Here is a 21552-nt window from a genome sequence, read left to right as displayed (position 1 = left end):
CATGCTGCGTCCCACCCTCTTCTCGCTCACCCTGATGCTAACCACCGCGTCGGCGCTCGCGCAGACGCCACCCCCCGCCGATCCCGCGCCTGCCACGCCGCGCGAGACGATCGAGGGCGAGTTGTCGCAAGACCGCACCGTCATCGCGATCCCTGCGCTCGCAACGCCGCAGGTTGCGACGGTTGCGGGGCTGCGCACCGACAGCCTGGGCCGCCAGATTGCCGAAGTGATCGCCGCCGACCTCGAACGCAGTGGCCTTTATGCGCCGCTGGGTCCGGGCAGCGTCCGTGCGATTACCATGGGCGAGGTGCGGGCGCCGCGTTTCGCAGATTGGCAGGCGCGCAACGCCGAAAATGTCGTTCACGGCTTTGTGCAGGCAAGCGGTACGGGCGGCTTTGTCGTCGGATGCTATCTTTATGACACGCAGCTCGGCAGCGAGCTGGTGCGGCAGGGGTTCGAGATCCAGCCCGCCGACTGGCGCCGCGCCGCGCACAAATGCGCCGACGCCATCTATTCGCGCCTGTCGGGCGAGGCACCCTTCTTCGACAGCCGCGTCGCCTATATCGCCGAGAGCGGCCCCAAGGGGAACCGCATCAAGCGGCTCGCGATCATGGACTCCGATGGCGGCAATCACCGTTTCATCACCAACGGTCAGGCGCTGGCGATCAGCCCGCGTTTCTCGCCCGATTACAAGAAGATCGTTTACGTCAGCTATTTGAACGACCGCGTGCGTGTTTTCATCTATGACATAGCCAGCGGCTCGCAGAAGCTGGTGACCGAAAGCGGCAATGCGACTTTTGCGCCGCGCTGGTCGCCCGACGGGCGCCAGATCCTCTTTTCGATGGCGGTCGGCGGCAACACCGACATCTATCGCGTGTCGGCCGACGGCGGCACGCCGGTGCGACTGACCAACGCGCCGGGAATCGACGTCGGCGGCAGCTTCTCTCCCGACGGGCGCAAGATCGTGTTTGAAAGCGACCGCTCGGGAAGCCAGCAAATCTATACGATGAATATCGACGGATCGGACCAGCGGCGGATCAGCTTTGGCGGCGGGCGCTATGCGACCCCCGAATGGTCGCCGCGCGGCGACCTGATCGCCTTCACGCGCATCGGCGGCGGCGAGTTTCGCGTCGGCGTCATGACGCCGAGCGGCGGCGGGGTGCGCTTGCTCACCAACAGTTGGCAGGACGAAGCGCCGACCTGGTCGCCGAACGGGCGCGTCATCCAGTTCTTCCGAACCTCGCCGGGGCGCGACGGCAAGTCGAGCCTGTGGCAGGTCGACCTGACCGGCGTAAACCTGCGCCGCCTGCCGACACCGCAGGACGGATCGGACCCGAGTTGGGGGCCGGTGCTGCCCTGATCCGCTGCATATCAGGCGGAACCAAAGGATTTCCGTGGGGTTCAGATGAGGCGTTCATATTGGATTCATCGGCGAGAGCCACGGAACAGATGAAGACAACAAGAAGAGGACAAACGTCATGACGATACGCAAAACCACCGCAATGATTGCTGCGATCACGATGCTTTCGGTTGGCGCGTGCGCCAAGAAAGCTCCCGACACGCTTCCCCCCGCGCCCGAGGGCACGGGCACCGACACGGGCACCGGCACCGATACCGGGGTCGTTCCCGGATCGCAGGCCGACTTCATCGCCAATATCTCGTCGGACCGCATTTTCTTCGATTACGACCAGTATAATGTCGATGCCGAAGATCAGGCGACGCTGCGCAGCCAGGCGCAATGGCTGCAGCGCAACCCCGCGGTCCGCGTCACGCTCGAAGGCCATGCCGACGAACGCGGCACGCGCGATTACAACATCGCACTCGGCGAACGCCGCGCCAACGCCGCGAAGAATTATCTCGCGTCGCTGGGCGTCGACCCGAACCGCATCCAGGTCATCAGCTATGGCAAGGAACGTCCCGCAGCGATCGGATCGAACGAGGAAGCCTGGGCGCAGAACCGCCGCGCGGTGACGGTCGTTATCGGACGCTGATCAGCAGCCACAGCGGCACCGCGGTCCACGCCGCGGCGCACGCGAAAACACCGAAGGGGACCCGTCGCTCGCGGAGCGGCTGGTCCCCTTTTCCTTGAGCGATGAGCGCCCACGCGATCCCGCCCAAGCTGGCGAGAAGCAGGACCAGCGGCAGCGCCTGCCAGCCGGTCCATGCGCCGATTGCCGCGACAAGCTTTGGGTCACCGCCGCCCATCCCCGTCGCCCCGCGACGCTTGCGATAGAGCCATGCGACCAGCGCGAGCACGCCCCCACCAACGAGAGCGGCGATCCAGCGGTCGAGCAGGCCGGTGTCCAACAGCGGGCCGGCGAGCAGGATTCCCGCTATCGCCAGCAGCAGGTTGAGCCGATCGGGCAGCCAGAAATGGCGCGCGTCGAGCAAGGCGAGCGGCAACAGCAGCCAGCCGAACACGGCCCAGATCCAACCCTGCACGCCCGGCAGCAACGCCAAGGCGCCCGCGCCGATCAGCGCCGCCGCCAGCTCGACGCTGCCGTGAAAGCGATCGATAGCCGCGCCGCAGTGGCGGCAGCCGCCGCGCAATATCAAAGCCGACACGAGCGGAACGAGATCGCGCGCGCCAACGGGCCTGGCGCACGCATCGCAGCGTGACCGCCCGGCGAGCGATTGCCCCTCTGGCCAGCGCAGCACAAGCGTCGCGATAAAGCTGCCGAGGACCGCACCCAACAGTCCGGCGAGCGCGACGCCTGCGCCCCATGGCAAGGCGTCGATGGCGGTCATGGTCAGAAGCGGCCCGAAGTCGCCAGCATGAAGCCGCCCGAACCGGCCTTGAAGCCCATCGCGGCAAGCGCCGACGCCATCGCCGGATCGCCGCCTGCATCGATGGCAAGCTGCGCGCGATAGGCGCCGTCTGCACCAAAGGAAATCGTCAGCCGTTCCATTCCCGACTGGCTGCTCAGCGCCGCCTGTGCGCGCCCGCCCGCACAGGAGAGCGGTCCCGCCAGGCCGCGCGACAGGTCGAGTCCGGCAATCGGCGCGGCGACCGACAACGCGATGCGGCCGCTCGCCGCGACGCATTTGCCCGCGCGATCGAAGCGCACCGCCGCACCTTCGAAGCCGACCGTATCGACCGGGATTGCTCCAAGGCCGCCGGCAAAGAGAGCCGTGCCGTTGACATCGGACAGGCCGCGCTCGCCGCCGCCGTGCAAACGCCCCGACAATGCCCCGAGCCTTTCGTCGGCGCGCGCGAATGCAAGTTCGGTACGTCCGCCAAGCAGGGCGAGCGGCGACAGGCTCGCCTCGACCGTCCCGAGCGGCAGCGCGCCGAGCCGCGCCTCGACCAGTTCGCCCGCCCAGATCGAGCCGCGCACCGTGCGCGCGCTGATGCCCGCGTCATCTGCGCCCGACAATGCGAGCGCGAGGCGCATCGGAAAGGTCGCGATTCCGAGCAATAGTGCCAATGCTGCCGCAGCAGCGATCCAGCGGCGCCGCGCGCTCATCGTCCGCCCCTCCTGAGTTCGGCGGTCATGCCCACCGTCCCGTCGGCGGCGGGCGTGATGGTGAGCTGGTCGACGACGAACCCCTGCCCCTCTAGCGCCGCGAGCCAATCGGTCAGGACTGGCGCCTTTGCCGTGGCGATCGCTATCGTCGCCTGATCGGCACCGCGCGCCTCGTTGCGGTCGAGCGTCAGCCCGATTTCGCCCGCCGATTGTGACAGATATTGATCGATGGCGACCGCGCTCGCCGTGAGTGCGGCCGCGCCCGTCGAAGGCTCTGCGAGGAGTTTGACCTTTGCTGCGACGCGCCCTTCGCGCTCGAGTGCGGCGCGGTGCCGGCTATCCAGATCGGCAAATGCCGCGACGGCGGGGCGTCCGAGCGCCCAAGCGATCACGGCAACGGCCAGCGCCCCCGCTATCGCGACGAGCCATTGTTCGCGTCGAGACAGGCTCGACCACCAGTTTTTGACCGTTTCGATCATGGCACCGCCCGCACCGTAATATTGGCCATCTGCTGGCCGTCGGTTCCCGCCATCGGCTGCGCCGTGACGCGGTAGCCGCGCGCCTGCACGGCAATGAGCACCGCATTGATGTCCTCGACGCGCGGCGCGGCGAGCGTCGTCGTCAATGTGCCGTCGGTGCGGTGCGACAGCGTCTTGAGCGACACGCCGGGCGCGTCCGCCATCGCGTCGTAAAGCGCCGAGGCCGGGACAGAGAAGGCGAGTGGCCCGCCGCCCGCCGCCGCGAGCCGGCGATCGAGTTCAGCTTCGGCGGCCTCGGCGTCGGGGGCGTCGATCCCCGCCTCGGCCGCTGTCGCAACCGCAGCATCGTCGGCGCGCCTTGTGTCCGTCATCAGGCGAACCGCGTGAACCAGCGGAACGGCCAGGCTGACGACGAGCAACGCGATAAGCAACCGCTTGCCGAGCCGCAGCAATGCGGGATCGATTGCGAGGCGCCTTTTCGGCTTCCACGCCCCGGCCAGCAGGTCGAGCGGCGGGGCGGTTACCGACAGGAGAAGCGCCTCGCGGACCAGATCGGCATCGAGGGGGACAATCGCGCGGTCGCCGCCGATCAGCGCATCGATTTCGGGGTCCGAGCGAAAGGCACGGTCGACGCTCCGGATGATCGTTTCGCCGCCAAGCTCGGCCGCCCACAGGCTGTCCGGTTCGGGGGGCGGAACGATCGCCGCCGCCGGAATGATGGCCGCCGCGGAAAGTCCCTGCGACGCCAGCCAGTCGGTCCATGTTCGCATCGCCGCGTGCGTCGTCGCGGCGACGGGAAGCGCCTGCCCCGCTTCGGCGGGTTCGCCCGCCGCAATATGGAGCGTGGCGGGATCGCCGAGACTGGACTTCAGCGCATCGATACGCGCCGCGGCCGCAGCCTGCGCGGGCGCCGCGTCGGGATAGGCGAGCCAGCGAACGGGGACGTCGGCGGCGGGGGCTATCGCGACGAGACGCTCGTCCTCCGCGTCCTCGTCGGGGCGTTCCCACGCGTCGGCCCAGCCATCGTCCTGGCCCGAATCGACGATGACCCCGTCATCGACGCGCAGCCAGGCGGGGCGCGCAGCCCCGCCATCGCGGCCGCCGTCGCCGAGCGCCGCCAGCGGGGGCAGCCACAGAATCAGCGTCCGTGTCACCTCAGTCGCTCTCGCCCCAACTGCGACGCACGATAACCGGCGGCGCGGACCCGGCGACGGGTGCTCCGCCATTGGCGTCGATCAGCGAATGCGTCGTCAAAAACCCGTCCCCCAGAACCACATTCGTCCTCAATGCCAGCCAGCGGCTGGTCACGGCGGCCTGCTCGGCGACATCGTCGGGCGGGTCGAACCGCTCGAGCGCGCGCGTCTGCCAGAATCGCACGCTGCTGCCATAGCCGCCCGCGGGCCGCTGGGCCAGCGCTGCACGAGCATCGGCAGTGCCGATTTCGCCCGGCATCAGCATCGCGACGAGCGGCGCCTGTTCGGGCGCGAGCGTATTGACGTTGAGCCGCACCGGCTCGGCAAACGGGAGTACGCAGACCCACGGGCGCAAGCGGTCATAGATTTTCGGCGTGACGCCGCGCACCGCGCGCAGTTCGCTGACATCGGCCATCTTGCGATTGGCGGGAAGATAAGCGGGCGACGTCGTGCGATAGGCGCTGTCCTCGGCGCCGAGCGGCCCTTCGACCGAATCGCTGTCGATCCAGTCGGCGCTTGCCCCGGCAATCGCCATCGCCTGGCCGCGGTCGATGCCGAGCAGTGTCATCAACTCGGTGAATTGGCGGATTGCGCCAACCCGTTGGCTGAGCCGCCCCGGCGCGGTTTCGGCGGCCAGACTGTTGAGATTGAAGCAATTGCTGGCATCGGTCAGCCGGGCGCGTCCTTCGCCGCCGGGCAGCGGCAGCACGAATTCGCGTCCCAGCCAGCCGCCCGCGAGCGTCAGCCGCGTGCGGTCGCGCCCGACGAGGTCGGCGACGCGACGCAGCGCAATCTCTTCGGCGGCGAAGGCAAAGGCGCGCCCCTGATCGACCGTCGACGCGCTTCCGGCGATGCGCGTCGCGAGCGTCAACCGGTCGAGCGCGGTTGCGGCAATCACCGCCATCACCGCGACCAGCAACAATACGCTGAGCAGCGCCGCGCCGCGCTCGTCGCCGTGCGTCAGGCGGGTCATGGTGCCTCCTCCACCGTCGCAGGCGGCGGGGGCGGAGTCGGCGCGGTGAGGAACAGCATCGTCAAGGGCGCACGTCCCGGCCGCGTCAACTGCACCTCCAACGCAAGCGGCAGCCGGTCGCCCGGTTCGGAGGTCCAGCCATCGCCCCAATTACCAAGCGCATCGCGATAGCGGACCCGCACCGATGCAACGTCGCGCAGCAACGGGTCGCCCGCGCCGAGCATCGCACCGTCGAGCATCGGCTGCGCCGCGCGCCGCCATTCGCTGCCGCTGAGCGCATAGCCGACACGCTCGACGCCGGGACGCGATATACCGTCGAAATTGGCAGCGCCCGAATGCACAAAGGCGAAGCCCGTCGACGACCCGATGAAGGCCGGCACGGGCTCGCCCGACGCCCCGCGCGTCGAGCGCTGCACCGCCTGTGCAAGGTCATTCGCCATTACCGCTCGCAGCCGGTTGACGCCGCTCATCGCCTTCAGGCGCTCCTGCACCGCGTCCTGCGTGTCGACGCTGCTGCGAAGCAGACCGACCCCCATCGCCGCAATCGCTGCAAACAGTGACAGCGCGACGAGCATTTCGACCAGCGTGAGGCCGCGCTGGCCGTCCGGCCAGTGCGCCCCGGCGGAAGCCGGGGCCCCGCGACGCCATGGGAAACATCGCCTCATCGGCCCGGCCGGATGATCGTCAGCGCCGCCTGCCCGCGCCCCTCTGCCGGACGGACGAGCAGGTCGATGCGAAGCAGGCTGTCGTCGGCGGTGCGCGCGACGCGCTGATCGATGCGCCACTGCCTTCCGCCATTGGTGACCGACGATGCACTTGCGCCGATCGTCGGCGGTGCCGGGTCGGTCCAGAGCTCGACCGCGCGGTTCTGCGCGACGACGCCCGCGATCGTGCTTTCGTCGAGATCGCCGGCGGTGCGCACCGCATAGGCATCGAGCCGCACGAGCGTCAGCGCGGCGATGCTGATGATGCTGAGCGCAACGAGCATTTCGAGCAGGGTGAACCCCGCAGCGCCCGAGGACATAGGATGTTCGACCTTAGCGGCCACGGCTGACCTCGCCCGTCGCCGAAATTCGCACCGTCTCGCGCGCGCCTCCGCCCGACAGGACCAGCGCTTGCGGCGTCGGGCTGGTGCCGACGCGGTCGAAGATCAGCCGCGCGACCGGCTGCCCGTCGCCGCCGGCGAAGGCGACGTCGGATGGCCAGTTGCGCTGGGCAAAGGAGCGCCCGGGAAGCGGCTGCCAACTTCCCTCTATGCGGCGCTCGAATCCATAGCCCGAGGGCGCGAAGCGCACCGCGACGCTCCGTCCTTCGACGACCGCAATGTCGCGCGCGGCGGCAAGCCGCGCGGCGAGCCGGTCGGCCTCGCTGCGCACCGTCTGCTGCTCGTCGGGAATGGTAAGCACGACCGCCGTCGCAGCGAGTGCGAGGATCATCAGCACGACCATCAGTTCGACGAGCGTGAACCCGCCGGTGCGCGAGCGGCGGCGACCCCCGTCCCGCTCAGCTGTCTCCGCGAATATCGGCATTGTCGTCGGTCCCGCCGGGCGCGCCGTCGGCGCCGAACGACCAGACGTCGAACGGCTGCCCGTTCAGCCCCGGCGCCTGGTAATTATAGGGACGCCCCCACGGATCGTCGGGCAGCTTCTTGATATAGCCGCCGCGGCGGTAGCGTTGGGGCTGCGCGAGCGCTGGCGGCGCGGTGACGAGCGCATTGAGGCCGTCGGTCGTCGCCGGATAGGTCAGATTGTCGAGTCGATATTGTTCGAGCGCGGTTTCGAGGGTCGCGATGTCGGCCTTCGCCTTGGTCACCATCGCGCGATCCTGGCTCGGCAGCACATTGATCATGACGACCGTCGCGAGCAGGCCGATGATGAAAATGACGACCATCAACTCGGTGAGCGTAAAGCCGCGCTCGCCGCGACGGCGGCGGCGCGTGACCGGCGGACGCCGGGGGTCGAACATCAGGCGGATGAAAAGCTGCATCAGCGACATTTATTATAGTCCTGCGAGGTTCTGCAACTGGAGGATCGGCAGAAGGATGGCGAGGATGATGAGGGCGACGAACGACCCCATAACGACGATTATGACAGGTTCGAGAAGCGCCATCGACGCGGCGGTGAAACGATCGAACTCGCGCTCCAGATACTCGGCCGCACGTTCGAGCATTACCTCGAGCCGCCCGGCGCTCTCGCCGCTGGCGGTCATATAGACGAGCAGCGGCGGAAAGACCCCGGCATCGCGCAGCGCCGCCGACAGGCTGCCGCCCGCACGCACCTGGTCGATGAGCCCCGCGGTCGCGGCGGCGAGCGCGGCGTTGCGGATCGTCGGCACGGTGAGCCGCAGCCCCTCGACGAGCGGCAGGCGGCTCGAAACCATCGTCGACAGCGTGCGCGCGAAGCGCGCGGCATAGAGGTCGCGAAGCAGGCGGCCAAGCAAAGGCAGGCGGAGCAGCCGCGCGTCGACGCGCGCCTTGAAGGCGGGCCGGCGCATCGCGCTGACCCAGCCGGCGCCCGCTCCTGCGAGCAGCAACAGGACAAGCCACCACCAGTTCGCGGCAAAGCTGGAAATCGCGATCACCGCGCGCGTCAGGAAGGGCAATTGCTGGCCAACGTCGGTGAACTGCTCGACGACGCGCGGAACGACGAAGATCATCAACGCGGCCACGACGCCGATCGCAACGACCGCGAGCACCACCGGATAGGCGAGCGCGGCGATCAGCTTGCCACGCACTTCCGCTTGCCGTTCGAGCAGGTCGGCGAGCCGCGCGAGAATGACGGTGAGGCTGCCCGTCGTCTCGCCCGCCGCGACCATCGCGCGATAGAGCGGCGGAAAGCTGGGCGATTGCCGCGCCATCGCGTCGGCGAGGCGGCGGCCCTCCAGCAGCCCCGCATGGACGTCGCCGATCACGAGCCGCGCGCTTTCGGCCTCGCTCTGCCGCGTCAGTGTCCGCAGCGCCTCTTCGAGCGGCGCGACTTCGGCGAGCGTCGCGAGCTGGCGCGTGAACAGCGCGAGTTCCTTGCTGCTGAGCCGCGTGCGGCGAAATGCGAAGAGCGACCGTCCCGCCGCGCGCGGCAGCGCGGGCTCGACCGCGACGACATGGAAATGGCGGCGCACGAGGTCGGCGCGCGCGGCATCGTCGTTCGCCGCGGTCAATCGCCCCGTGCGTTCGCGCCCCTTGGGGTCGATCGCCACATAGCGATAATCAGGCATCGACATCCTCGCGCCGCGCGACGCGGATTGCTTCCTCGGCAGTGGTCAGCCCCTTCGCCACCATCGCACGCGCCGACGAGGCGAGCGTCGGTGCCTTCAGAAATGCGTGCCTCGCGATCATCGCTTCGTCGCCGCCGGCATAGATATAGCGGCGCACCGTCTCGTCGACCTTGATCGCCTCGAACACGCCGATGCGGCCCTTGTAACCCGTCTGCCCGCACTGCTCGCAGCCCTTGGGACGCCAGATCACGGTGCCGATGTCGAGGCCGAGCATCGCGGCGATGCTGTTATCGGCCTGCACCGGTTCGCGGCAATGATCGCACAGCTTGCGCACGAGCCGCTGCGCGATCACCGCACGCAGGGTCGAGGCGAGCAGGAAGGGTTCGACCTTCAGGTCTTTGAGGCGCGTGATCGCGCCGACCGCGTCGTTGGTGTGAACGGTCGAGAGGACGAGGTGACCCGTGAGCGAGGCCTGCACCGCAATATCGGCGGTCTCGCGGTCGCGGATTTCGCCGACCATCACGACGTCGGGGTCCTGGCGCAAAATCGCGCGCAGCCCCGCCGCAAAATCGAGCCCGACCTTCGCATTCACCTGCGTCTGGCCGACGCCGTCGACAGCATATTCGACCGGGTCCTCGACGGTCAGGATATTGCGCTGCCCATCGTTCAATTGCTTGAGCGCAGCATAGAGCGTCGTCGTCTTGCCCGAGCCGGTCGGGCCGGTGACGAGGATGATGCCGTTCGGTTCGGCGAGCGCCTCGCGCAGGATGCGATCGGCCTCGCCCGACAGGCCGAGCACGTCGAAATCGATCCCCGCCGTATCCTTGTCGAGGATACGCAGCACCACCCGCTCGCCCGCGCGGCTCGGCAGGGTCGAAACGCGCACGTCGATCGCCTTGCCCGCGAGCGTCAGCGCGATGCGTCCGTCCTGCGGCACGCGGCGCTCGGCGATGTCGAGCCGCGCCATCACCTTGATGCGGCTGACGACGACCGGCGCGACATGCGGCGGCATCCGCAGATGTTCGCGCAGCACGCCGTCGGCACGCATCCGCACGACGAGTCCGCTTTCATAAGGTTCGATATGGATGTCACTGACCCCCTGCCGCACCGCTTCGGCGATGATCGCGTTGATCAGCCGGATCGCGGGCGCATCGTCGGCACTGTCGAGCAAATCCTCGGCGCTCGGGAGGCTCAAGTCGATGTCGCTGCCGTCGAGCGATCCCGCGAGCCCCGCCGCCGACGAATCGACGGCATAATGGTCGGAGAGCAGCCTGTCGAAATCGGCGACGCTCGCGGTCGCGACGCGCAGCGGGCTCGCGAGGTAGCGCTTGACCTCGATCAGCACCGCGGGATCGCTGCCCTCGCGCAAGGTTGCGAGCCAGCTTCCGTCATCGCCCGGCGCTATTACAACGCCATGCGTTCGCGCAAAGCCATAAGGAATATCGACCGGCGCCGGGGGAGGCGTTTCGGCCGGGATGCCGTCGGTCACGGCTGATCTCCCTCCATGGGCGGGGGCGCATGGGCTTCCGAAGGCGGCACCTCTGTGGGGGTGACCTGACCGTCGGGACCGCGCATCGCAGGCAGATTGACCGGCCCCACCGTCACGTCGGCAGCAGTCGCCGCGCTGGGGACGGGCGGCACCGTGCCCAGATAATCGCGCACCAGCGTGTCGATCGCCGGCTCCTCGCCCGGATTGCGCTGGAGCTGGAAGTTGCGGACATAGCCATAACGTCGCGCCGTCAGCGCGGCATTGTCAGCACGGTTGCGCAGGATTGTCGGGCGGATGAAGACCATCAGGTTCGTTTTGGACCGCGAGCGGCTGCGCGACTTGAACAACTCGCCGAGCAGCGGAATGTCGCTGAGCAGCGGAATACGCTCAATCGTCCGCCGCTCGTCGTCGTTGAGCAGTCCGCCGATCGCCAGAATTTCGCCGTCATCGACCGTCAGCACCGTCTCGAACGAACGCTTGTTGAGGATGAGGTCGCTGTTGCGCGACGAAACCGGCCCCGCGACGCTCGACACTTCCTGGCGCAGGAACAGTTTGACCTCGCCCGCGCCATTGACCTGCGGCGTGACCTCCAGCTTGATGCCGACTTCCTCGCGCTGGACGGTACGGAAGGCGTTGTCGAAATTGTCGGACAGCGCCTCGCCGGTGGTGATCGGCACTTCCTGTCCGACCAGGAACTTCGCCGCCTGATTGTCGAGCGTGACGATGTGCGGCGTCGCGAGCAGGTTCGACGTCGTGTCCGACTTCACCGCATTGATGATGGCGCCAAAGATCGTGTCCTTGCCGATGTCGCCAGCGAATCCTGCGAAACCGCCGGTCGCCGAGAGGAGCGACGCCGCTGCCGCTTCCTGCAGACTGTTCCCGAGCGCGCTCGACGTCTGCGTAACAACCGTCGTGCCATCGACGGTGGTCTTGTCCTCGGTGAGCTTGGTCGCGGCATAGGCACCGCCCAGCGTGAAGATATTGGGCTGAGCATTGCTGTAATTGGTCGCAACGAAGGGAATGTTCTTGCCGCCGAGCAGGAACTGCACGCCGAGCCGCTTTGCCGCATCGTCGCCGATTTCGACGACGATCGCTTCGACGAGAACCTGCTCGCGGCGGCTGTCGAGCTGGCGGATCAACTCGCCGAGCATCCGCTGGACCTCGCTGTTCGCGGCGACGATGATCGCATTGGCGCCCTCATAGCGCGTGACGATGGCCGGGCCGCGCGTCGCGATACTGCCGCCTGCGCCGCCGACGGTCGCCGAGGCGCCGGAGCTTGCTGCGACCGGCGCTGCTCCGCCGCCATCGCCCGACGAGCCGCCGGCGGGCGGAAGCCCGGCCTTCTGCGCCGGGTCGCTGCCGCCGCCGACGAGCTGTTGCAGGGTCGGCAGCAAGGTTTCGGCGTTGGCGTGCTGGAGCCAATAGACGCGCAACTCGGTGCCGCCCGCCGCTTTCTGATCGAGATCGCGCGCCATCGACACGAAGCGCGCGACGAGCGCCTGGTCGCCGCGCAGCGCGATCGCGTTGCTGCTGTCGATCGGCACGATTGCAACGGGGGCTTGTGCGCCCTCGCCCGCCGCAGGAACCAGCGCCTGTAAGGCTGCGGCGATCTCGCGCGCGCCCGCATTTTTGAGCGTGACGATCTGGCTCGTCGAACTGTCGCGATCGATACTCGACGCCAGCGCGCGGATGCGGCGGATATTGTCGGCAAAATCGGCAACGACCAGGCTGTTGGCGTTGCGGTTGGCGGTCAGCGAACCCTGCGGGCTGACGAGCGGGCGGAGCGTCTCGACGGCTGCCACCGCGTCGATATGGCGCAGGCGGATAATCTCGGTCACAAACTGGTTTTGCGCCGCACGGTCGCTGCCGATCCGTCCGGGCTGCGCCGCGGCGCCGTCGATCGGCTGGATGCGGTAGGCGCCATTGGGGCCGGGAACCGCGACAAGGCCGTTCGAGCGCAAGGTCGCGAGGAAAATCTCGAAATATTCGCTGCGCGACAACGGGCGGTCGGTGACCACCGACACCTTGCCGTTGACGCGTCCGTCGATGACGAAAGTGCGCCCGGTGACGCGCGCGGCATCCTGGATGAAGGCGCGGATGTCGGCATCGCGGACGTTCAGCGTATATTGCGCGAACGCCGGAACGGGCGCGGCCGAAACCAGCGCGGCGGCGAGCATCAGGGAAAGTCTGAAACGCATAGGACCTATTGCTTCGAGAGAAAGATGGCGACGGGCACGACGCTGGCGCCGCGTTCGATTTCAAGCGAGATGCGCGCGCCCGGGGCGAACTGGCTCGCAAGCGAGGCGGCGTCGCCCGCCGAGCCGATCGGCCGGCCGTTGACCGAGCGGATAACGTCGCCGGGACGCAGCCCCGCCGCGCGGAAAGCCGCGCCATCGCCCTGCGGCTGGACGACGAGGCCCGTTACGCGTCCCTCTTCGGTCCGGGGCGCAAAACCGACGCCGCTCCGCAGCGCGGCCGGCGACATTTCGCCGCCCGCTGCTGCCCCGGTTGCAGGCGCAGATCTAAGCTCGGGCGTCGGGGCAGGCAAAGGGGAGGCCGGGGTGACGATGGGCGCGTCGCCGCTCTGGTCGAGGAACAGGCTTTCGCGCGCTCCGCCGCGGTCGAGCAGCACATGATCGAACGCAATGCCGACAAGCCGGACCCCCGGTGCAATCTCTTCGCCAACCGCATAGCTCGCCTGTTCGCCGTCCTCGCCGCCAATAATCGCCGAACCGCCGCCCGTGGCCGCGTTGAGATTGACGCCGTAAAGCGTCAGGCCGAGCGCGGTCACCGTTGCACTTGCCGGACCCTGTTGCCCGCTGCGAAAAAAAGGATCGAGGCTGGTGAAGATGGCGCGGCGCTCAGCGGGCGAGGCGATGACAGCTGTCTGGGGCTCCCACGCTCCCAGCGGCGACAAGGGGACGACGAGGGCCCAAAGCAAGCGGACAGCCTGCCAAACGAGAAGCGCTCCCAAAAGCGCAACGACCAGCTGCGGGCCAATAGCACGCGGCGATGCCCTGCGCAGGCGAAGCCACGATGGCAGCGCGCGCGGCAGCCGTACGGCCGATCCGGACATCAGCGTCGCCATGAATTCGTCCCTGTCCCCCAGCTGAAAAACGTCATGCGAATCGCCTAGGGGCGAAGCGTGACAATCAGTTGACGGGAAGATTACAGTTTTTTGTCAGGGGCGCGAGTCCGCGACCGCACCGAACTGGTCGAGGCCCCTCCCGCACGGGAGGGGCCTCTACGCCGGTCAGAATTTGAGCGACGCGCTGAGCGAGAAAGTCCGGCCCAGCTTGTAGCGGTTGAGGAAGATGCGGTTGTCGCCGGCTTCCTGAACCTCTTTATAGGTGCGCCCCGTCAGGTTGCGCGCCTCGAACTTCAGTTCGATTTCCTTCTTGAGCAGGTTGATCCCCTGCCGCGCGACGAAATCGAGCGAGATGCCCGGCTTTTCGCGGATGTCGGGCTGACCCGACGGACCGCGGCTGGTCACGCGCGGGCTGGCATAGGTGAGCAGAAGCGTCTGCTGCGACAGCCGGTCCTGATCCTCGAGACCGAACTGGAAATTGACCAGATGATCCGACTGGCCGGTCATCGGCGAACCGTCGAAGAAAAAGTTCGCCGCATCCTGCACCACGCCGTTGATGACCGTCGTGTCGTTTGCCCCGACTTTGATCTCCGACTGGGTATAGGTGTAGTTGCCGATCAGGACGAGGCGGCGGCTTTGCCAGAAGGGCGCGTCCGACATGGTATCGAGCGGGAAATATTTCTGCACTTCCAGCTCGGCGCCATAGAGCGTCGCCTTGGGCGCGTTGGCAAAGCTCGAATTGACCGCCGAGTCCGACACCGAGGTATAGGTCTCGATCGGATTTTCGATCGACTTGTAGAAGCCCGCCGCCGTCAGGCGCTGGTCGCGCCCGAAATACCATTCATAGCGCAGTTCGGCGTTCCACAGTTCGCTGTCGGTAAGCGACGGGTTGCCGCGGAACAGGCGGTTCGAATCGGTGTCCTGATAGATTTGCGCAATCAGTTCGCGGAACTGCGGGCGCGCGATCGTCTTTGACCCGTTCACGCGGATCTGCATGTCGGGCGCGATTTCCCACGTGACCGTCAGCGCGGGCAGCCAATAGTCGTTATTGAGGTCGGTTTCGACGATCGCGCTGCCGCCGGTGTTGAACAGGTCGATCGGCACGACCGTCTGCTTGCCTTCCTCGTAGCGTACGCCTGCATTGACGTTGACGCCGGGGACGATTTCGGCCTGCAGCTGCGCATAGCCGGCGTGCGTCGTCAGCTTTGCGTCGAAGGCCGCCGTGCCGTCCTGCGCCGAGGTTTCCTGCAGCGCGATGTCGTAAAGCTGGATCGTGGCGTCCGACAACAGATAGTCGGGGCGCAGCTGCGTCACCGAAATCGGCAGGTTCGAGCCGCGAAACTGGAAGGCGCGGCGGACCGAGACGCGGTGCGTATCGGTATAGGCATAGCCGACCGTCGCGGTGATACGCGGGGCGAGCTCGTACGACAGATCGACGCCGCCCGACCACAAATCTTCGTTCAGATCCGAAAAGGCGATCGTCGCATCGCCGCGATTGCCACCCAGGTCGTTGACGAACTTGTCGCCGGTCGGATCCTGGTCGGTCGGCAGGTTGGTGCGGACATAGGTGAAGCCGCGCTCATAGGGCGCTTCGCGCTGTGAATTGGCATAGGCGCCGCGCAGGTCGACCTGCAACCGGTCGAACTCCAGCTCGGTCACGATCTGCGTGTTGATCAGCTGCCGTTCGAACCAGGCCGTATCCTGCTTCAAAATATCGCGTTCGGACTGGTTGCGATCGGTACCGAGGCCAAGCCGCGCCTGCTTCAGCGTGTCGCGGATATAAAGATTGGTCCAGCGGAACTTGTGATCGCCGAGCTCGAGCCCGAAGCCGAGCAGGCCGTTCACGACGATGCGGTTGTCGGTGATGACGCGGTTATAGCTCGTCTGCGGATCGCCCGACAGATCCTGGTTCAGCGACGTTTGCTGGAGCGTGTCGCGCGTGCGCCACTTGTTGCTGATCCCTGCGGTGGCGATGATGCCAAGCTCGCCATTGGGCAAGGTAACGGTCGTGCCGCCGGTGACCCCGGCCGACCAATTGACCGGAATATGGTTGTTCTGCTGGAGCAGGCTCGTCTCGGCGTTGACCAGCTCCATCTGGATCGCTTCGAGGTCGTCCTGGGTGAAATCGGCCCCTTCGAGGATCGGCTTGCCGCTGTTCAGCGCCGCCTTGAGCAGCGGCGGAATGTCGCGCGTGCCGTCGTCGAAACCGGTCCAGTCGGTGTCGCTGCCATAATAGGTATAGCCGAGCTGGTTGGTCGTCTCGCTATCCCAGCCGATACCGCCCGAAAAGGTCAGGAAGGGTTCGCGCGGCGTCGCCTTGGTCGTCAGGTTGATGACGCCGCCGCCAAATTCGCCGGGGAAGTTCGCCGAATAGCTTTTCTGGACGAGCGTCGAATCGATCACGTTGGACGGAAAGATGTCGAGCGGAACGACGCGCTTCAACGGCTCGGGGCTCGGCAGCGGCGAGCCGTTGAGCAGTGCGAGCGAATAGCGGTCGCCGAGGCCGCGGACATAGACAAAGCCCCCGCCAACGACCGAAAGGCCGGTCACGCGCTGGAGCGAACCTGAAATGTCACCCTCGCCCGTGCGCGCAATGTCGGCCGACGACAGGACCGAGACCACTTCAGGCGTCGCACGCACGACATTGGGCGTGTAGCGGCCGGTGACGACGATTTCGCTATTGGCGCCGCCCGGGATCGAAACGTCGAAATCCTCGTCCTGCGCCGCGGCATCGTCGGTCGCCTGGTCGGCGGTCGGTTCGTCGGTCGCGGGTTCGCTTGCCGCGTCCTGCGCAAATGCGGACGGCGCGACGAGGGCGGTGCTGAGGAGGAGCAGGCTGGCGAAGATCGGCCGCTTTGTCATGTGGATTGTCCCCAAGAAAATGTAGGAAGGGAGCGGGCCAGCCCCTCAAGGCTCGCCCGCTCCCCGCATTGGATCGCGAGCGATCAGGTCGTCGGGATGGCGGTGCAGCTGCCGCTCGTTGAACCGAAGCCCGCCGTCGCCGAGTTGCAAGTCCAGCCCTGGTACCAGGTGTCGTTGGCGTCGCGGACGGCGCCGACGTAGGCGGTGGTGTCAAAGAAGGCGTTGATCGTCTTCGCGTCGAACGGCGTGAAGCCCGTTTCGGTCGCGCCGTTGACGAACAGGTTCGTCAGCGTCGGCGTGTAGGTCGTGCGGTTGTTGGTGCCCGCTTCGAAGATCGCCTGAACCTGCGCGTCGGTCACCGCCGGGCTGCCGCCGCCGCGGAACGGCGTCGCGTTGCACTGCATCGACATCGAGAAGAACTTCGGCGGTCCCGCTTCGTCGAGCGCCGGGTCGGCAGGCTGCGTCGTCGACGTGCTGTCGATGCGCAGGCAGCGGATACCGGGAGCGACAATCAAGCCGTTGGCAAAGGTGTAATCGGCGCCGCCGCGAATACGGATTGCGGCGCCGTTCCCCGCGGCATTGTTGCGATGGATGAAGGTGAAGTTCGAGATGGTGACATTCTGGCGCGGCGTCGTGTTTTCATTGCCGTCCGAGTCGATTTCCATCATCGAGTCGCCGACCGCGCCGCCGGCACGGTGGATCGCGATCGCATATTGGATGTTGCCCTTGTAGCCGACGTCGGTGTCGAAGCTGTCATCTTCGGCTCCGGTAACGATCATGTGCTTGAAGTTCGGGCGGCCACCGAAAACTTCCATGCCGTCGTCCGAGCTGTTGTGGATCTGGATGTGGTCGAACTGGGTGCCCGAACCGACGCCCGACGGCGTCAGGCCCTGCAATTCCTTGTCGGCGCTGAGCACGAAGCCCGAATAGCGGATCTGCACATAGGACATGCGGCCCGAATTGTCGGCGGGCTGCGCACCGCCATAGAGCGCGTTCGACGTGCCTTCGGTGTCGCGTTCGCACGCCGCGGTGCCCGGCGTCGCGCCCGGAGCAAGACAGTCGGTGATCGGCGCGCGGCCGAGCAGGACGACACCGCCCCAAAGCTGCGACGTCTGGTCGTTCGCCGAACCGACGACGTTGCCGCGACCGGTGAAGACGATCGGCTGCGTCGGCGTGCCCACAGCGTCGATCTTGTTGCCGCGGTTGACGACAAGGAACGAAACGCCCGTCGCGCCAAAGATGGTGACGCCCGGGTCGATCGTCAGCGTGACGTCGGTGTTGGTGCTGGCCGCCCCCTGGTCGGTGCCGACATCGACACGGCCGGGAAGCGAATAGATGACGCCGGCAACCTTGGGGATCGCGGTGGTCGAATTGAAGCGGGCGGGGAAACCACAGTTGCGCCACGTGCCTTCATTGCCCGTGATCGTGCCGAGATCCGACAACTGGTCGCCACCGGCGATGGTCGGGCAATTGGCAGCCGGCGTAACAGTCGCGGGCGGCGTCGGGGTGGGGGTCGGTGTCGGCGTCGGAGTCGGAGTCGGCGTGGGCGTCGGAACGACGATGACCCCCTCGCCCGGCGATGCAACGCCATCGGCGCCGCAGGCGGCCAGAATTGAACAGGCCACGCCGCTGAGCATGACCATACGAATGCGTGCAAAAGCCGCCATGAAAATCTCCGTACCCGGTGCGCGCCCTGATGGACGCTGTGAACGACAACCGGCAGGTGAAAGTGTTGCCCGTCACCCCCGATGGCGCCGCCACTAGGGTGATTCGATGACGGTCTGACGCCAGAGCAATGACAGTTGAATGACTCTTTGGAGTCGATTGTGTGACACGCGCCCGCTGGGCGGCCTTGCATCTTCGCCTATGCAAAAAATAAATGCTGCGAAGCTCGCTTGCATACCCCGCAAAGCTTTGCTAGGCGCCCGCTCCTACCTGGTGCCGGACCCGTTCGGCCCATCATGATGTGCGGTCGTGGCGGAACTGGTAGACGCGCAACGTTGAGGTCGTTGTGGCCGAAAGGCCGTGGAAGTTCGAGTCTTCTCGACCGCACCAAACAGTCTCTCCTGAAATCGAATTTTCGCCCTAGGGCGCCCTGCGCTCGGAAAGCGGCGCAGTTCTGCGGGATTTCGGTGGTGGTTGAAGGCAGACGTGTGCCTGAGCACTCAAAAAGAGCCGGATTATCCGACCCATTACCTCTGCTATCTCTGTCCGGAAAAAACTAACCGCAAGTGGGGTCGCGCTGTGTCAGGCAGCCAACCCCAGCAACCGCTCCTGCGCCTGCCAGCATGTCGGCAGGTCTGCCGTGAGCAGTGTCCTTCGATCAAGGCGCGCGGGCTGGCGACCGTCGATGATCGCTTCGACGATGCGAGGGCTCAGCCACGACAATCGGAACAGCTTGGCAAGCTGGGTTCGGCAGCGACCCTCACGCTTGCCAAGCTGGTTGAGGCTGAGCTCCGGCGATGCCAGAACCAGCTCCCGCACCTCCATCGCCTCGGTGATCAGACTGGCCAGCTTGCGATCGGTCCAGTCAGCGCCCGCACCATTCTCGATCCGCAGCTTAACCTCTCGGAACGGCTTGCGTTCCGGGAGCGGCAGGTAGAGCGGCTTTTCGCCTTGCGCTCCTAGCGCCCCAAGGTTGACGTTGATCCGCATGCTGCTCCCGCCGATAGCAATGCCTGCGATCAGCGATCGGACAGTATCGTCGCGGGTCCTAGGATGCTCCAGTTCCAACCTGCGCAGCCGTGCCGCATCGAACAATGCTGTCAGCTGACTCGCTTCCTCCATAATGGTCAGTCGCCGTAGCGCATGCTCATCGTCAAGTAGGGCGGTCAGATGGCTGACGATATGCCGTTCGATGCTCGACTGAGCGATGCGCGTGGGCGCAGGCACCCCGTTCTTCGCCGCGAGGTCCTTGCGGGTCTCGTAGTAGGCGTAGCGCTGCGTTCTCTTCTTTGTGTAGGTCGGAACCATCGGCCTGCAGTCGGGGTCGGTGAGCAGCCCGCGCAGCATGGCCTCCTGCGGATCGTTGCTCATTCGCTTGCGCGGCGGCGCCTTCTGCTGCAGCCGCGCCTGCACCGCGGTCCACAGCTCCTCGTCGATGATGGGCTTGTGCTCGCCGTCGTAGACCTTGCCCTTGTGCACGATCTTGCCGCGATAGATCGGGTTGGCGAGCAGGTGGAACAGGCTGCCCCGCTTGAACGGGATCCCGCCCTTGTGCGGTCCGCTGGAGCGGTACTGGATCTTGGTTCTGATCCCTTCTGCCTCCAGTTGGGCGATCAGTTGGTTTGCTGAGGTTGAGGTGATGTAGCGCCGCATGATGGTGCGCACCCGTTCGGCCTCCTCAGGGACTGGCACCAGCTTGCGCTCGACCACTTGGTAGCCGAGCGGAACGGGTCCACCCATCCACAGCCCCTTCTTCTTGGAGGCGGCGATCTTGTCGCGGATCCGCTCGCCGGTGACCTCGCGCTCGAACTGCGCGAAGCTGAGCAGGACGTTGAGCGTAAGTCGTCCCATGCTGGTCGTGGTGTTGAACGCCTGCGTCACGCTGACGAAGCTGGCCTGCTTAGCATCGAGCCGCTCAACGATCTTGGCAAAGTCAGCAAGGCTGCGGGTGAGCCGGTCGACCTTGTAGACGACGATCACGTCGACCAGCCCAACATCGATATCGGCGAGCAGCGCTTTCAGACCGGGCCGTTCCATATTACCACCGGAGAACCCGCCGTCGTCATAATGGTTTGGAACCAGCGACCAGCCCTCGTGACGTTGGCTCAGGATGTAGGCTTCGCAGGCCTCGCGCTGGGCATCGAGACTGTTGAACTCCTGCTCCAGACCATCCTCGGTCGACTTGCGGGTGTAGACGGCGCAACGCAGCGGCTTCATGCGGCATCTCCGGTGAGGCCGAAGAACCTCGGGCCGTTGCGGTGAGTGCCGGTGATGGCCTTGGCGATGGCAGTCAGCGATCGCCAAGAGCGGCCATCGTACTCGAATCCGTCGACCAGTACGGTGACCGTGTGGCCGGTGCCGTGCCAGTCGCGCACCAGCCGCGTGCCGGGCGAGAGGCGGCGCGGTGGTGGTGCCGTTGCATTGTCCCGCTGGGTTATCGCACTCGCCTGACGTAGCAGCCGCTTGCTTTCGCGGCTCAGTCCGCGCTGCTGCTTCTCCTGCAGCCTGTAGGCGATGCCAAGCCGCAACAGGTCCGGCGTGACGGACGGCGCGGGCGCGCCATGACAGCGCGCCCACTCCTCCTTCAGTTCAGCCGGACCAAGCCCCCCAAGCCGGTCGAGGGTCATCAGCGCCCGCCGGCCCATCAGTTGCCCTCCGCCTCGGTCTGGTCGGTGGCGGGCGATGGTGCAGGCGAACGGTCCGGTGCGATCAGGTAGATCGACTTGCCATCCTTATCGCTGGCGCGGATCACCTCCCTGCCCTTCTTCCGTAGGCCGGTGAGGAAAGCACGGCAGGTATGCGCTCGCCAGCCGGTCGCATCACTTAGTGCGGCGAGGTTGGCGCCGCCCTCGCGTGCGAGCAGCGCCTCGACCAACGAGGCTTTGGTCTGGCGCGGCTTTTGAGTTGCCGAGCCGCCGGCGGCTTCGCTAGCAGGCACGCTCGGGTAGGGCTTGCTAGTCTTCTCCGGCGAAGCAGTCGCGACCAACTTCTTGTCCCGCTTCCTATGGGCCTCTGATGAGGCTCTCAGACGCTCCTTAGAAGCTTCTGCGGTGCGCGCCGCTTTGCCCCTGTGGTTGGCAAATGCCGAAGTGTCGGCCATTGTAACGGTACTGGTCATGGGTG

Annotated in this window: 20 protein-coding genes and 1 tRNA gene; 3 read left to right on the top strand and 18 right to left on the bottom strand. The window is 66.5% G+C overall.

Features of this window, described 5'->3' with window-relative positions:
- Window position 1: 1 nt before the first annotated feature.
- Both tolB and pal read left to right on the top strand, forming a co-directional pair.
- Window positions 2-1360, top strand: a complete 1359-nt coding sequence (tolB, locus tag H7692_RS12760; RefSeq protein WP_227340296.1) for a Tol-Pal system beta propeller repeat protein TolB — start codon at window positions 2-4, stop codon at window positions 1358-1360.
- 118 nt (window positions 1361-1478) lie between these two features.
- Entirely contained in the window at window positions 1479-1991 is a 513-nt protein-coding gene (pal, locus tag H7692_RS12755; protein WP_201927956.1) for a peptidoglycan-associated lipoprotein Pal, read from the top strand.
- On the opposite strand, the gene H7692_RS12750 is transcribed toward pal, so the two are convergent.
- The 15 genes from H7692_RS12750 to H7692_RS12680 form a co-directional block, all read right to left on the bottom strand.
- Window positions 1978-2748: a prepilin peptidase gene (locus H7692_RS12750; protein ID WP_201927959.1), complete on the bottom strand. Its 771-nt coding sequence runs from the start codon at window positions 2746-2748 to the stop codon at window positions 1978-1980. The two genes, pal and H7692_RS12750, sit on opposite strands and share 14 nt — an antisense overlap.
- Before the next feature lie 2 nt (window positions 2749-2750).
- On the bottom strand, window positions 2751-3467 hold the full coding sequence (gene gspN / locus H7692_RS12745; protein WP_201927960.1) for a type II secretion system protein N: 717 nt from the start codon (window positions 3465-3467) through the stop codon (window positions 2751-2753).
- Window positions 3464-3946, bottom strand: a complete 483-nt coding sequence (gene gspM / locus H7692_RS12740; RefSeq protein ID WP_201927961.1) for a type II secretion system protein GspM — start codon at window positions 3944-3946, stop codon at window positions 3464-3466. The genes gspN and gspM overlap by 4 nt, the downstream gene beginning before the upstream one ends.
- Window positions 3943-5100, bottom strand: coding sequence for a type II secretion system protein GspL (gene gspL / locus H7692_RS12735; protein ID WP_201927962.1), 1158 nt, complete (start codon window positions 5098-5100; stop codon window positions 3943-3945). Before gspL ends, gspM begins: the two co-directional genes overlap by 4 nt.
- Window position 5101: 1 nt before the next feature.
- Complete coding sequence (gene gspK, locus H7692_RS12730) at window positions 5102-6112, bottom strand: type II secretion system minor pseudopilin GspK (protein ID WP_222137059.1); 1011 nt, start codon at window positions 6110-6112, stop codon at window positions 5102-5104.
- Window positions 6109-6777, bottom strand: a complete 669-nt coding sequence (gene gspJ / locus H7692_RS12725) for a type II secretion system minor pseudopilin GspJ (protein WP_222137058.1) — start codon at window positions 6775-6777, stop codon at window positions 6109-6111. The genes gspK and gspJ overlap by 4 nt, the downstream gene beginning before the upstream one ends.
- On the bottom strand, window positions 6774-7136 hold the full coding sequence (gene gspI, locus H7692_RS12720; protein WP_222137057.1) for a type II secretion system minor pseudopilin GspI: 363 nt from the start codon (window positions 7134-7136) through the stop codon (window positions 6774-6776). Before gspI ends, gspJ begins: the two co-directional genes overlap by 4 nt.
- 13 nt (window positions 7137-7149) lie before the next feature.
- Entirely contained in the window at window positions 7150-7641 is a 492-nt protein-coding gene (locus tag H7692_RS12715; RefSeq protein WP_222137056.1) for a GspH/FimT family pseudopilin, read from the bottom strand.
- The gene (gene gspG / locus H7692_RS12710; protein WP_227340295.1) at window positions 7616-8098 is read right to left on the bottom strand and encodes a type II secretion system major pseudopilin GspG; all 483 of its coding nucleotides are present in this window, start codon (window positions 8096-8098) and stop codon (window positions 7616-7618) included. The genes H7692_RS12715 and gspG overlap by 26 nt, the downstream gene beginning before the upstream one ends.
- A 12-nt stretch (window positions 8099-8110) precedes the next feature.
- The gene (gene gspF / locus H7692_RS12705) at window positions 8111-9325 is read right to left on the bottom strand and encodes a type II secretion system inner membrane protein GspF (protein ID WP_222137055.1); all 1215 of its coding nucleotides are present in this window, start codon (window positions 9323-9325) and stop codon (window positions 8111-8113) included.
- Entirely contained in the window at window positions 9318-10814 is a 1497-nt protein-coding gene (locus H7692_RS12700) for a GspE/PulE family protein (protein ID WP_222137054.1), read from the bottom strand. Before H7692_RS12700 ends, gspF begins: the two co-directional genes overlap by 8 nt.
- Entirely contained in the window at window positions 10811-13012 is a 2202-nt protein-coding gene (gspD, locus tag H7692_RS12695; RefSeq protein ID WP_222137053.1) for a type II secretion system secretin GspD, read from the bottom strand. Before gspD ends, H7692_RS12700 begins: the two co-directional genes overlap by 4 nt.
- A 5-nt stretch (window positions 13013-13017) precedes the next feature.
- Entirely contained in the window at window positions 13018-13902 is an 885-nt protein-coding gene (locus H7692_RS12690) for a type II secretion system protein N (protein WP_222137052.1), read from the bottom strand.
- A 165-nt stretch (window positions 13903-14067) separates the two neighbouring features.
- The gene (locus H7692_RS12685; RefSeq protein WP_227340294.1) at window positions 14068-16764 is read right to left on the bottom strand and encodes a TonB-dependent receptor domain-containing protein; all 2697 of its coding nucleotides are present in this window, start codon (window positions 16762-16764) and stop codon (window positions 14068-14070) included.
- An 83-nt stretch (window positions 16765-16847) separates the two neighbouring features.
- Window positions 16848-18431: a hypothetical protein gene (locus H7692_RS12680; RefSeq protein WP_222137050.1), complete on the bottom strand. Its 1584-nt coding sequence runs from the start codon at window positions 18429-18431 to the stop codon at window positions 16848-16850.
- A 301-nt stretch (window positions 18432-18732) separates the two neighbouring features.
- On the opposite strand from H7692_RS12680, the gene H7692_RS12675 reads away from it, so the two are divergent.
- A tRNA-Leu gene (locus H7692_RS12675) sits at window positions 18733-18819 on the top strand.
- A 192-nt stretch (window positions 18820-19011) separates the two neighbouring features.
- On the opposite strand, the gene H7692_RS12670 is transcribed toward H7692_RS12675, so the two are convergent.
- The 3 genes from H7692_RS12670 to H7692_RS12660 are packed head-to-tail and all read right to left on the bottom strand — an operon-like array spanning window position 19012 to window position 21547.
- Window positions 19012-20646, bottom strand: coding sequence for a recombinase family protein (locus H7692_RS12670; protein ID WP_227340293.1), 1635 nt, complete (start codon window positions 20644-20646; stop codon window positions 19012-19014).
- Entirely contained in the window at window positions 20643-21056 is a 414-nt protein-coding gene (locus H7692_RS12665; protein ID WP_227340292.1) for a DUF2924 domain-containing protein, read from the bottom strand. Before H7692_RS12665 ends, H7692_RS12670 begins: the two co-directional genes overlap by 4 nt.
- 17 nt (window positions 21057-21073) lie before the next feature.
- The gene (locus tag H7692_RS12660; protein ID WP_227340291.1) at window positions 21074-21547 is read right to left on the bottom strand and encodes a DUF3489 domain-containing protein; all 474 of its coding nucleotides are present in this window, start codon (window positions 21545-21547) and stop codon (window positions 21074-21076) included.
- Window positions 21548-21552 lie beyond the last annotated feature (5 nt).

This window comes from Sphingopyxis sp. P8 (assembly GCF_020622175.1).
GTDB lineage: Bacteria > Pseudomonadota > Alphaproteobacteria > Sphingomonadales > Sphingomonadaceae > Sphingopyxis > Sphingopyxis jiangsuensis.
Note: the sequence above shows the minus strand (reverse complement) of the source record. Positions and strands in the feature narration are given on the sequence as shown.

What these genes read in the sequence shown, in the direction of transcription:
- H7692_RS12680 (WP_222137050.1), bottom strand. Translation starts at nt 18,431, where the DNA reads ATGGCGGCTTTTGCACGCATTCGTATGGTCATGCTCAGCGGCGTGGCC.
- gspM (WP_201927961.1), bottom strand. Translation starts at nt 3,946, where the DNA reads ATGATCGAAACGGTCAAAAACTGGTGGTCGAGCCTGTCTCGACGCGAA.
- H7692_RS12665 (WP_227340292.1), bottom strand. Translation starts at nt 21,056, where the DNA reads ATGACCCTCGACCGGCTTGGGGGGCTTGGTCCGGCTGAACTGAAGGAG.
- gspJ (WP_222137058.1), bottom strand. Translation starts at nt 6,777, where the DNA reads ATGAGGCGATGTTTCCCATGGCGTCGCGGGGCCCCGGCTTCCGCCGGG.
- gspF (WP_222137055.1), bottom strand. Translation starts at nt 9,325, where the DNA reads ATGCCTGATTATCGCTATGTGGCGATCGACCCCAAGGGGCGCGAACGC.
- H7692_RS12715 (WP_222137056.1), bottom strand. Translation starts at nt 7,641, where the DNA reads ATGCCGATATTCGCGGAGACAGCTGAGCGGGACGGGGGTCGCCGCCGC.
- H7692_RS12670 (WP_227340293.1), bottom strand. Translation starts at nt 20,646, where the DNA reads ATGAAGCCGCTGCGTTGCGCCGTCTACACCCGCAAGTCGACCGAGGAT.
- gspN (WP_201927960.1), bottom strand. Translation starts at nt 3,467, where the DNA reads ATGAGCGCGCGGCGCCGCTGGATCGCTGCTGCGGCAGCATTGGCACTA.
- pal (WP_201927956.1), top strand. Translation starts at nt 1,479, where the DNA reads ATGACGATACGCAAAACCACCGCAATGATTGCTGCGATCACGATGCTT.
- gspD (WP_222137053.1), bottom strand. Translation starts at nt 13,012, where the DNA reads ATGCGTTTCAGACTTTCCCTGATGCTCGCCGCCGCGCTGGTTTCGGCC.
- H7692_RS12660 (WP_227340291.1), bottom strand. Translation starts at nt 21,547, where the DNA reads ATGACCAGTACCGTTACAATGGCCGACACTTCGGCATTTGCCAACCAC.
- tolB (WP_227340296.1), top strand. Translation starts at nt 2, where the DNA reads ATGCTGCGTCCCACCCTCTTCTCGCTCACCCTGATGCTAACCACCGCG.
- gspG (WP_227340295.1), bottom strand. Translation starts at nt 8,098, where the DNA reads ATGCAGCTTTTCATCCGCCTGATGTTCGACCCCCGGCGTCCGCCGGTC.
- gspK (WP_222137059.1), bottom strand. Translation starts at nt 6,112, where the DNA reads ATGACCCGCCTGACGCACGGCGACGAGCGCGGCGCGGCGCTGCTCAGC.
- H7692_RS12750 (WP_201927959.1), bottom strand. Translation starts at nt 2,748, where the DNA reads ATGACCGCCATCGACGCCTTGCCATGGGGCGCAGGCGTCGCGCTCGCC.
- gspI (WP_222137057.1), bottom strand. Translation starts at nt 7,136, where the DNA reads ATGTCCTCGGGCGCTGCGGGGTTCACCCTGCTCGAAATGCTCGTTGCG.
- H7692_RS12690 (WP_222137052.1), bottom strand. Translation starts at nt 13,902, where the DNA reads ATGGCGACGCTGATGTCCGGATCGGCCGTACGGCTGCCGCGCGCGCTG.
- H7692_RS12685 (WP_227340294.1), bottom strand. Translation starts at nt 16,764, where the DNA reads ATGACAAAGCGGCCGATCTTCGCCAGCCTGCTCCTCCTCAGCACCGCC.